Raw genomic sequence first — 11153 nt, forward strand, 5'->3', positions numbered from 1 at the left:
CGGGTTTGATGTCGCGGTGCAGCAACCCCTGGTCGTGGGCGGCCTGCACCGCGGAAAGGACGGCGAGCACGGCCGCGCAGGACTGTTCCATGGTGAGCCCGGTCCGGCGGAAGCGCTGTGCGAGTGTCCCGCCGGGGAGATATTCCAACACCAGGGCACAGACCCGTTCCGGCGTACTCCCTGCGTCGACGGTCACCTCTTCGTCCGCGTACTCGTAAACCGTGACGATGTGCAGGTGGTTCAACCGGGCCAGGGCGCGCCCTTCTTCGTTGAACCGGAAGCGCATCTGCGGGTCGGCGGCGATCCGGTTCGGCAGGTGCTTGACGGCGACCGCCCGGTCAAGCCGTGGGTCCTCGGCCGCGTAGACGACACCGAACCCGCCGCGGCCGAGTTCGGCCCCCAACCTGTATCGCGGCAGGGCGGCCACCAGTGCCCGCGGCGGCACGGATGGATTGATCGTCACGAAGGCCCATCCTGACGCAGGTCCCATTCGCGGCGGCGGGGAATGCCGGTCGGGTCGGTGTCTTCCTCGAAGAACCGCGGGGGCGGCTGCCACGGCCTTTCGTATCCGCGCCTGTCCTCGTCCGCGCCGGGCGGCTGTGGCCGGACAACGGGCCGGGACGGTGGCTGCGCCGCAGCTGCCGACCGGACCCCACCGGCCGGGGAGGCAGTGCCTGCCGGGCTCGAGGTCCGGGCCTGGTCGGGGCTCAACGCACCGCCGGTGGGCAACTCGCCTGTGGGCGACGCGCCTGCGGACAACGTGCCTGCGGGCAAGGTGGCGGCCGGTGCGGGAGCGGGCGTAGGGGTGAGATAGCCCAGCAGAAAACCGATTCCCGCGGCTGCCGCGATAAAGGTCAGGTTGGACGACGTCGAGGGTGCTGTTACCCTCAACGCAGACAAGCTGACAATCGCGACAAAGCCGACTCCGCAGCCGGCGGGCGCGAACCGGACAGCCCGCCGCCACCGATTACGGGGGAGACGATGCCGCGCGAGCGCGACCAACGCAGCAGCCCACAGCAGGACCGTGACCACCAGTAGACCCAACCCGAACATGCCGTATGTGCAGACCAGCGTGCCGCGGATATCGGCGATACCGTCGGCCGAGGCGAGAGTGTCACGTTTCGCGTCACGTAGAGTCACCGCCATGGGCAACAGCCCGGTCGCCTGTCCATGCAGCTCCGCCATGTCGACGTCAATACTCCAGGTCAACGACGCGCCAGGGGGCACGTCCATCTTCACTGCGGTGTCGAAGACGAAAAAGGTGAGACCCAGCGCCGATCCGCTGACGCGAATCGATCGTATCCGGGCCAGATCATCCCGATTGTTGCGGACCGTGACAAGGACACGCGTCGGCTGGTCCGGATCGAGCGTGATCCGCCGCCCGGTGACGGAGACCTCGTTGACCACCGCGTCGAACTGAAGACCCCCGCTACCTGCGGCAACAATGCTGGTGGGGCGGTCGCCCGGCACGCCGCCGGCCGCGGCTGTGGCCAGGCCGGGTAACAAAACCAGGACCACCAACGCCACGGTGATCAAAACGGTGAGAGGCGCCGCGGCTCGCCGCGTCGCCTCTACGACAATGGCCACGGCGCCCCCCGAGAGTTCGCTTTCTATTGTGGCCTCGATGCTACTGTCATCATAGGAACAAGGCGGCAGTTGGACATGCTGTCCGGTATGCGACACGCCGCCACTCCTTTCGCGCTCCGGGGGCGTCGTGCGCTTTTCTTGTTCACTTTTACGCCGTGGAAGCATCAGGATCGCCCTGGCGGCTGTCCTGCCGTCGGTGATTCTGCTCGGCATGCTGGGCGTGGCATCCACGGCCACGCCCACACCGGCTCCCACCGCTCCCACGACGGGCGCGAAGCCGATCCCCATGACCATGGCTGCCACGGTCACTCCGCGTAGCGATACACCCGAGGCAAGCCCCACTACTGGTACGCCTGTGGAAAGCCCCACCGTCTGCCCGGAGGGAACCCCGGACGGCTGCCTGTGCCCGGACGGTTCAGTGGTGCCCGGTGGGCGGGAATGCACTCCGCAACCGTGTCCCACAGGCCAGCAACGCACCGGGGAGGGAACCTGCAGCTACCCACCGTGCCCCGAAGGGCAGCAACGCGGTGACAACGGCACCTGCGCCTATCCGCCATGTCCCGAAGGCCAGCAACGCGGTGAAGACAACGCCTGCCACTACCCACCGTGCCCGGCAGGCCAGGAACGCGATGCAAAGGGCATCTGCCACTACCCGCCGTGCCCCGAAGGGCAGCAACGCGGCGAGGACGGCACGTGCCACTACCCACCGTGTCCCACGGGTCAGGAACGCGACGCAAAGGGCATATGCCGCTACCCACCGTGCCCGGCGGTCCAACAGCGCGGCGAGGACGGGATCTGCCGGCCGACCCCTGTGACCTGCCCGGACGGCTCCACCGCGCGGACGCGGGAACAATGCCCGCCGCCACCGATCACCTGCTGGGACGGCAGTACGGTCGCATCTCGGGAACAATGCCCACCGCAGCACGAGACCTGCGCCAGCGGGGTGACGGTGACAGTCGGGCAGCCGTGTCCGCCGCCACAGACCGGGGACACCTGTCCTGGTGGAACAGCGCCGGACCGCAACGGCATCTGTCCACGGCCGTCGGTCTCCTGCCCCGGCGGCCTGTGGGTGCCCGCCGGGCAGCAGTGCCCGCAACCACCCCCACCCTGTCCGACCGGGTTCGTACGGACCGCGTCCGACAGGTGCGTGCCGGTCAGGCCAGGGTCCACGCCTGCGCAGCAGCCCTCCCCCGCCGCGCCCACGCCCTCACCCACGCCCCCAAGCCCGCTACCCGGGCAACTGGTGTTGGACAAACCGGTCGTCTCCGCCGGGGACACCCTGGTCGCCAATGGTGCCGGCTGCGCTCCGGCCGCCGAGGTCGTCATCACCTCCGAGGACGGTAAGACGATCGGCCGGACCGTCGCGGACGCGACCGGACGATTTTCCACGGTCGTGCAGTTCGCCACCTACCGGGTCGGAAACCGTTCGATCATCGCGAACTGCGGGCCGGTGCTGCGATCCGAGGTGAACATGGTGCTGTCCAGTTCGACCGGCGGCACGTCCAACACGTTCGTCCTGCTGTTGTTCTTCCTGCTCGTCGGTTCTCTCGTGGTACGCCGCCAGATCGGCGAGAGCGCCCAGCCGGACCCGCACGGCCGGCAATAGGAAGCAGAAAACAGATAAATAGGCAGCAGACGGCAGGAACCGGACACCGGGATGGACGACGGAAAGCAGGACAGGCGGGGAAGAAGGACGGGAGCGGCGGCGCGGGCAAGGGATGGCGGTGGCCGTGTACCACCGCTACCCACGCCGCCGCTCCCGTCTCGGCCCGACACCGGAAAGCCCTCCAGAGGGCTTCTGGCGGCGCGATCATTCCTCCTCCGCGCCGCCCCGGAGACCCCCCTCCCTGAGGCACTCAGGGGAACGGGCACCATCGGTGTCGGTTCACCCGGCGGCCGGGACACCGTCAGCCGGCGGCCGGGGAGTTGGGAACATGGCTCAAGGGGTGTTCGGAACTCGTTCGGACTACCTGTTCGGTCTGGCTGTTCGGAGCGCCGTTCGGGTAGTCCGTTCACCGATTGTGTCGGGGTTCGCGTTCGCTTCCGGTCAGGCCCCGGCGGTCAGCCAGGCGTGGGTCACGGATCGGCGTGACAGCTGTCGAACCGACAGCTCCGGCAGGGGTGGCTCGTCCGGCTCAGCCCGTTCCTCGCAGGACACCGCGGTGTTCTGGACCCTTCCCCAGATGATGCTCCGGCATTCGTCGGCGCCTACCACAAGAGACGTCCGGGTATGCGGGTCGAACACCTCGACGTGCCCGTCGAAACCTGGTGCGAGAATCCTGAAGTGGCTCCACAGGTGTGCTGTATAGGTGTCCGCAAACTTGCCGAGAAGTTCTCCGTCGGCGTCCAGGACGAGTATTCTCTTACCCATTTCAACACCCTTCTCCTGCGTCCACAAAATACTGGGTGACTGGCCTGGGAGAAGGCTACGACGGGCCCGCCGTGCGTGTCTATTCCTAATTTTCCGCTATTCCTGGAATGGTATTTTGGTGATGACGGACACTCATTCCGCCGATGCCGGGTCATCGGGCTACCGGGCCACCGCAGAACTAGTTCGGGGTACGTTCGCCATCCCGGGACACATAACGGTGGGTGAACACCACAGCGGCCGGTAATCGACGCGCGGTATTCCGTCCCGGATGCAACAAGATGGCTCCGGTATCCCCTCTCGACCGGGAAGGCGGCTACCGGTAGTCCGGTCCGGCCCGAACCGGACTATTTGATCATATTGCGACGGTCGGCAGCATACATCTCCACGGAGCGCGCATGCTCGTCCTGTTGCTGTCGGTACGGCGGCGAGCCCCACCCCCGGCCCCTTCGGCAGGGCCTGTCTGATCGCCGACCATATCAGGGCTCTGCCCGACCTCCGGTGGATCGACACTTTCCGATCGAAGCCCGGTGGAAGCCCTGGTGAACCGGCACCGCGGATCGAGACGGACGACCAACGCCCCGTCCACCACTGTGCCCGACACCGCCGGGATCCGGGTGGCCAAAGGACCAGCCAAAGGACCAAAGGACCAGACGTCAGCGGCCCAGCATCCCCCGCAGTCTGGACATCGCCGGCCAGGTCGGCGCCGGCTCGTCCACCGGATACGGAGGGAAGGCCCGTTCGGCGACGTCCACCAGCATGGCGACGTCCAGGGGCTTCAACACGACACCGGCGGTGAGGATGTAGTCGGCGACCCCAGCCGCCGGCAGCAGCACGACACCGTCGAGCAGGGCGAGCCCGTGCGGCAGTTCGGCGCGGGAGAACGCGACCACCGGCTGGACCTGTAGCTGCCAGCCATCCGGGAGCTCGGCGACCAGATGGTTGGTGACCTCCTCGCCCATCCAGGTGACCAGGCCGAGCATGGCGCGCAACGGCACCTTACCGGCCCACAGCCCAGCCCGGTTCTGGCGCAGCGGCCCACGGTGAGCATCGGTCTCGACGATCCACGCCCCGGACGAGCCGATCACCAGATGATCGACATTGCCGGCGGAGTCCGCGAGAGCGCGGTCGTGCAGGACCGTGTAGCCGGCACGGACAAGGCGGTCAAGGGCACGGGCCGTACGGCGCTCGGCCTCGGCGTCCTCCCGCCATGACTCGATCTCCGACGGGGACCGGAGGAAACGCGTCGCGGCGAGGGCGAGGACGGCCAGGGCAACGCCCAGGACCGTCTGCACCACTACCACCGTGGGCAGGCCCACCACAGCACCGGAGACACCGACCAGGGTCGCCGCCACCGCGGCTGCCGTGGTCGCGGTCACAACCGCCCTTGTCAGGCGATCTTTACGTTCGGCTACGTAAAGCTCCCTGCGGCGCAGGTACTCCGCCATGGCCGACCGTCCAGGCCACTGCCCTTCCGGCATCCCGGTCGTCACCACCTTCCGGTCGACCCATTTCCGGCCGACCCGCTTCCGGCCGACCTGGCCTGCATGGCGCGAGACCCGTTACCTCCGCCGTCGATGTGCCGACCGGTGCGGAACAACTCCGTCCCAGCCCCGTCCAGCCCCGTTCAGCCCTGTGCGGTTCCACGCGGTTCCACGCGCGTCGCACACTGACCATCACCGAGTGTGCCGCGATGCGGTCACCGAGCGCCACAGCAAATCAACTATGCGACGGCCACCATTCCATAAAAATCGCAACAGTCATCCAACATGACACATACTTCCACTCTGCCTCGACGCTGAACACACGTCTCCACCGAACTCCGGACGATGACCGAACTTTCCGGTGTGAGGGGGGTCGGGTGGTGGGCACAATCCGACAACGGCCCTTCTGTGTGCGCCACACCGTTCGCATATCGGTAACTACCGGGCAACACCCTGCTGTGAGGGTCTGGTCGAAGGGCCGAGAAGGCCACGACGACGTAGTGAAAGCGGATCCACACAACCGACCCGCACCAACCAACATCGACCCGCACCGACCCGCACCGACCCGCGGCCAGCAACCCTGGCCGGTCCGGACCTGGAGGGTTCATGAAACGGACACAGGCAGGCATGCCAGCATCCGATCACTGTTGTACCGATGACGAGATCCGTGCCGACGGTGAGATCCGTGCCGATGACGAGATCCGTTCACCGGACGACGTCCATCGTTACGCGCACCTGACCTGCCTGACCGATCAGCCCGCCGGAGACGTCGGCATCGAGACCGAATGGTTCGTCGTCGACGTCGCCTGCCCGTCGCGTCCGGTACCCCCCAGCCGCACGATGGCGGTGCTCGTCGGCAACCCGCCGCAGCAGGCACCGCGGGATGCATCACCGGACACGTCACCGGGCCCGGTGGAAGAGCTGGTCCTGCCAGGTGGAACCCGGATCACCTTCGAGCCCGGCGGCCAGCTCGAGCTGTCCGCGCCGCCCCTGCCGCTGCCGGACGCGCTGGCGCGGACCGCCACCGATCTCGCCGCGGTCCGGTCCGTGCTCACCGGCGCCGGACTCGCCCTGGTCGGGATGGGAACCGATCCGCTGCGGCCACCGCGACGCCAGCTTCACGCCCCCCGCTACGCGGCCATGGAGCAGTACTTCCGGACCAACGGCGGGAGGGCGGGCGAGGCGATGATGTGCTCGACCGCATCCGTCCAGGTCAACCTGGACGCGGGTACTCCAGCGCAGTGGACACGGCGCTTCGACCTGGCCCATGCCCTGGGGCCGGTGCTCGTGGCCATGTTCGCCGCGTCCCCGGTACTGGACGGGACGGCAACCGGATGGTGCTCCACCCGGCAGGCGCTGTGGGCCGACATCGACCCGACCCGGACCAGGCCGGTCGCGACCCCGCACCAACCGGATCCGGCGACAGCCTGGGCGGACTACCTGCTGGCCGCCCGGGTCATGCTGGTGCGGGTCCCCGGCGGTGACTTCCGGCTCGCCGGTGGCGGGTCGACGTTCGCCGACTGGGTGGCCGGTGACGGCCCGGTGGCGCGGCCACCGACAGTCGCGGACCTGCGATACCACTCGACCACCGTGTTCCCGCCGGTGCGCCCGCGCGGCTGGCTGGAGCTGCGCTACCTCGACGCGGCACCGGCCGGCAACTGGCCAGTGGTGGTCGCGGTGACCACCGCCCTGCTGGACGACCCTCAGGCCGCGGACACAGCGGCCGACGCCTGCGCGCCCGTGGCCGGTCGGTGGGTGACCGCGGCCGCGCTGGGGCTACGCGACAGCGCGCTGCGCCAGGCGGCGCGGCGTTGCGCAGACGCGGCCCGCGACGCGCTGGGCCGGCTGGGAGCCGGCAGCGGCCTGCTCGCCGCCGTCAACGCCTACATCGAGACCTATGTCGAGCCGGGTCGCTGCCCCGCTGATGATCTCGCCGACCGGCTGCCGGCCGGCGGGCCGCAGGGTCTGCTCCACGCCGAGATCAACGCCGAGATCAACGTCGAGGCCAGCGCCGGCACCAACACCGAGATCAACGCCAGGGCCGACGCCGGAACCAACGCCGGCCGCGAGTATCCGACCACCTGGCCATGGGTGACAGCACGATGACCACACAACTGACCACCGATGAGATCGTCCGGGCACTCGCGGACAGCCGGGCGCGCAGCCTCGCCTACACCGACCTCGACGACACCGACCTCTGGCGCCAGCACTCGCCACTGATGTCACCGCTGGTCTGGGACCTTGCCCACATCGGCAACTATGAGGAGTCGTGGTTGCTGCGGGCGGTAGCGGGCAGACAGCCGCTGCGCCCGGGCATCGGCGACCTCTACGACGCGTTCCGCCATCCCCGGGCGGACCGACCGGCCCTGCCGCTGCTCGGCCCGGCGCAGGCCCGGTCCTACGTCAGCGAGGTGCGTGGCCGTGTCCTGGACGTCCTGGAGCGGCTTGACCCGGACACACTGCTGTCGCTGTCCACCCAGCTGGTCAGCGACAGCAGGCCGTCCCCACGGATGACCGACATGGTCGGCACGCCCGGCCCGCGGTCACGCGCGGCGCTGCTGGCCGGCGGGTTCGTCTACGGGCTGGTGGTCCAGCACGAGCACCAGCACGACGAGACGATGCTGGCCACCCACCAGCTCCGGACGGGTTCCCCGATCATCGGTGACCGTGCTGTGCCGCCACCCGGACGGCCGGTACCGGCGGCGGAGATCCTGATACCGGCCGGCGAGTTCACGATGGGCACCAGCGGCGACACGGCCGGTACGGCATGGGCGTACGACAACGAACGTCCCGCCCACCGGGTGTACGTACCGGCGTTCTTCATCGACACGCTGCCCGTCTCCAACGCCGCGCACGCGGCGTTCATCGAGGCCGGCGGTTATCACGACGAACGCCTGTGGTCGGCCTCCGGTTGGGCATGGCGGTGCCGGGCGGACCTCACCGCCCCGCAGTTCTGGCGTCGCGACGGCAGCACCTGGATACGCCGGCGGTTCGGTCGGGACGAACCGGTCCCGATGGACGAACCCGTGCAGCATGTCTGCTGGTACGAGGCGCAGGCGCATGCGCGCTGGGCGGGCCGGCGGCTGCCCACCGAAGCCGAGTGGGAGAAGGCGTGCGCGCACGATCCCGTCACCGGGAGTTCGCGACGTTTTCCCTGGGGGGACAGTGAACCGACGTCGGCGCGGGCCAACCTGGGCCAAGCAGCTTCTCGCCCCGCACCGCTGGGGGCGTATCCAGCCGGTGCGAGCGCTTACGGCGTGGAACAGATGATCGGTGACGTGTGGGAGTGGACGGCCGGGGATTTCATGGGTTATCCGGGTTTCAAGTCGTTTCCCTACCGCGAGTACAGCGAGGTGTTCTTCTCACGCGTAACCGGCGCTGCGAGTGGGGTGTCGAGCGATCCGGCCCCGGCACCCGGCCGCACGTCGTCCGCCGAGACCATCGGGTCCGCCGAGAGCGCCGAGGCAGCCGAGTTCGCCGGGTTCAAGGTGCTGCGCGGTGGCTCCTGGGCCACGCATCACAGCGCCGTCCGGGCGACCTTTCGCAACTGGGACCATGCGATCCGTCGTCAGATCTTCGCCGGTTTCCGGCTCGCGCGCGACGCCTGAGAAACCCGGGAAACCGCGACGGGGGAGAAACACAGCGGGCCAACGGGGGCGAAGCTGGCACGATCGTGCTCCTTTCACGTCCGCTACCGAGAAGGAGGATGATTTCGGTTGTGTCGCCATACGGCGTGGCTCGGGACACCACGGACACTGACGTCACTCCTGCATGATCCTCCGCACAGCCTGCTGCGCCAGGCGTGGGAACCGCGGCGGATGCTGCACGGCAACATCAACGCTGACGGCTTCGGGGTCGGGTGGTACGTCCCCGAGATCCGGAGGGAGCCGGCCCGCTACCGCCGCGCGGTTCCCATCTGGACCGACGCCTCGTTCGCCTCCCTTGCGGGCGTGATCAGCTCGGGTTGCGTGCTGGCCGCGGTCCGCAACGCCACCGTCGGCATGCCTGTCGAGGAGACGGCGACCGCACCGTACACCGACGGCCGGCATCTGCTCAGCCATAACGGACGGGTGGACCTCACAGTGCCGATGCGCTTGCTCACAGGGGTGAGGGGAACGCCGGTGCCCGACTCGCGCTGCGACTCGGCGCTGCTGGCCGCCGTGGTGTGGCAGCGGCTGGCCGCGGGCACGCACCTTGCCGACGCCGTCGCGGACGTCGTCGTCGCGGCGGGCAGCAGGGACGGCGCGGCCCGTCTCAACCTTTTGGTAACCAACGGATCGCAAATAGTAGCAACAACCTGGGGTGAAACCCTGTCGTACCGAGTATCCGTTGCCGACGAGGACGTCGGGGTCGAGGTGGCCAGCGAGCCCAGCGATGACGGAGATGGATGGATTGACCTCGATGATCGTAGATTGCTCGTAGCCGACACACGCAATGTAATCATTAGTAGTTTGATCTAGAATTCAGTTACTCTCGGTTGCATAAAAGCTCCCGGAGGTTGCAGCCCATGACAGCGTCCAGTGCCGATCTCACCGGCGTCGGTTCCACCAGGGGTGATCTCGACCCGAGAATCGTCTTCGATCGGCATCTCACCGCATCCGACCGGACCACGGCATTGACCAGGGACGTCGGCGCCGGGCTCGCATCGAACCCGAAGGAACTACCGCCCAAGTGGTTCTACGACGCCAACGGGAGCATGCTCTTCGACGCCATCACCCGGCTGCCCGAGTACTATCCCACCCGAGCCGAACGGACAATCCTGGCCAGCCGCGTCCACGAGATCGCCGTGATGTCGCGGGCGGACACCCTCGTCGAGCTCGGTTCCGGAACCTCGGCCAAGACCCGCCTGCTGCTCGACGCGCTGCACCGCAGCGGCCACCTGCGCAGATTCGTCCCGTTCGACGTGGACGAGTCCGTGCTTTCACGTGCCGCAACCGCAATCCGACACGAATATCCGGCGGTGAGCGTGCACGCGATCGTCGGTGACTTCGAGCGCCACCTCGACCTGCTGCCCGACGCCAACCGCCGCCTGATCGTGTTTCTCGGTGGAACGATCGGCAATCTCGTGCCCGAGGCACGGCATGCATTCCTGGCCGGCATGCGCACCCGGCTGAAAGACGGCGACATGCTGCTGCTGGGCTGTGACCTGGTCAAGGATCCGGGCAGGCTGGTAGCCGCCTACGACGACAGCGCCGGCGTCACGGCCGCGTTCAACCGCAACGTCCTATCGGTCATCAATCACGAACTCGACGCCGACTTCGACCTGCGGGGGTTCGCCCACGTGGCCCGGTGGGACGCCGAGAACTCCTGGATCGAGATGCGCCTGCGCTCCGTCCGCGACCAGCAGGTCCGCATCGGCGCCCTGGGCCTGTCAGTGCTCTTCGCCGAGAACGAGCAGATGCGCACCGAGATCAGTGCCAAGTTCACCAGGGACAGCCTGGCCGCCGAGTTCGCCGCCGCGAGCCTGGCCATGGTCCGCTGGTGGACCGATCCCGCCGGCGACTTCGGGCTCTCCCTGTCCGTCCCCGCCTGATCCCTCAAGGAAGGTCCTCCGCGCCGGGTAGGCAGGCCACAGAGAGGCAGGCGGACGGGCGCGGGGCCCAGGCCAGGGCTCCAGGCGAGCGGGCCGGCCGGTCAGCCGCCGGCCAGGGACACGTCACGGGCGGCACCGGTGGACGCCGAGGTCGCCATCGCCGCATAGGCCCGCAATGCGG

The 11153-nt window shown here is 68.4% G+C and carries 11 protein-coding genes; 5 read left to right on the forward strand and 6 right to left on the reverse strand.

The annotated features are described in order from the left end of the window. The 3 genes from DD1DGNOD_RS25940 to DD1DGNOD_RS25950 all read right to left on the reverse strand — a co-directional run. A partial coding sequence (locus DD1DGNOD_RS25940) for a protein kinase domain-containing protein (RefSeq protein WP_165037053.1) occupies window positions 1-463 on the reverse strand: 463 nt, incomplete at its 3' end. After that, complete coding sequence (locus DD1DGNOD_RS25945; RefSeq protein WP_165037055.1) at window positions 460-1890, reverse strand: hypothetical protein; 1431 nt, start codon at window positions 1888-1890, stop codon at window positions 460-462. The genes DD1DGNOD_RS25940 and DD1DGNOD_RS25945, both read right to left, overlap by 4 nt. 112 nt (window positions 1891-2002) lie before the next feature. Beyond that, window positions 2003-2287 carry a hypothetical protein gene (locus DD1DGNOD_RS25950; protein WP_131768925.1) on the reverse strand — a complete coding sequence of 95 codons (285 nt, stop codon included), beginning with the start codon at window positions 2285-2287 and terminating at the stop codon, window positions 2003-2005. Between the two features lie 543 nt (window positions 2288-2830). Here DD1DGNOD_RS25950 and DD1DGNOD_RS25955 point away from each other — a divergent pair. After that, complete coding sequence (locus DD1DGNOD_RS25955; protein ID WP_131768927.1) at window positions 2831-3193, forward strand: hypothetical protein; 363 nt, start codon at window positions 2831-2833, stop codon at window positions 3191-3193. 441 nt (window positions 3194-3634) lie between these two features. Here DD1DGNOD_RS25955 and DD1DGNOD_RS25960 read toward each other — a convergent pair whose 3' ends face one another. Both DD1DGNOD_RS25960 and DD1DGNOD_RS25965 read right to left on the reverse strand, forming a co-directional pair. Then, on the reverse strand, window positions 3635-3958 hold the full coding sequence (locus DD1DGNOD_RS25960; protein ID WP_131768928.1) for a hypothetical protein: 324 nt from the start codon (window positions 3956-3958) through the stop codon (window positions 3635-3637). A gap of 653 nt (window positions 3959-4611) precedes the next feature. Beyond that, window positions 4612-5403, reverse strand: coding sequence for a nuclease-related domain-containing protein (locus DD1DGNOD_RS25965; protein WP_131769010.1), 792 nt, complete (start codon window positions 5401-5403; stop codon window positions 4612-4614). A gap of 663 nt (window positions 5404-6066) precedes the next feature. Here DD1DGNOD_RS25965 and egtA point away from each other — a divergent pair. From egtA to egtD, 4 genes are all read left to right on the forward strand, one after another. Beyond that, on the forward strand, window positions 6067-7545 hold the full coding sequence (gene egtA, locus DD1DGNOD_RS25970) for an ergothioneine biosynthesis glutamate--cysteine ligase EgtA (protein ID WP_241256000.1): 1479 nt from the start codon (window positions 6067-6069) through the stop codon (window positions 7543-7545). Beyond that, complete coding sequence (gene egtB / locus DD1DGNOD_RS25975) at window positions 7542-9047, forward strand: ergothioneine biosynthesis protein EgtB (protein ID WP_241256001.1); 1506 nt, start codon at window positions 7542-7544, stop codon at window positions 9045-9047. Before egtA ends, egtB begins: the two co-directional genes overlap by 4 nt. Window positions 9048-9155: 108 nt before the next feature. After that, on the forward strand, window positions 9156-9899 hold the full coding sequence (gene egtC, locus DD1DGNOD_RS25980) for an ergothioneine biosynthesis protein EgtC (RefSeq protein ID WP_131768930.1): 744 nt from the start codon (window positions 9156-9158) through the stop codon (window positions 9897-9899). Window positions 9900-9946: 47 nt separating this feature from the next. Further along, window positions 9947-10972 carry an L-histidine N(alpha)-methyltransferase gene (egtD, locus tag DD1DGNOD_RS25985; protein ID WP_131771226.1) on the forward strand — a complete coding sequence of 342 codons (1026 nt, stop codon included), beginning with the start codon at window positions 9947-9949 and terminating at the stop codon, window positions 10970-10972. Window positions 10973-11073: 101 nt separating this feature from the next. Here egtD and DD1DGNOD_RS30370 read toward each other — a convergent pair. Continuing rightward, a partial coding sequence (locus DD1DGNOD_RS30370; protein WP_241256006.1) for a hypothetical protein occupies window positions 11074-11153 on the reverse strand: 80 nt, incomplete at its 5' end.

Origin of the sequence: Candidatus Protofrankia californiensis (genome assembly GCF_900634765.1) — a bacterium.
Taxonomy (GTDB): domain Bacteria; phylum Actinomycetota; class Actinomycetes; order Frankiales; family Frankiaceae; genus Protofrankia; species Protofrankia californiensis.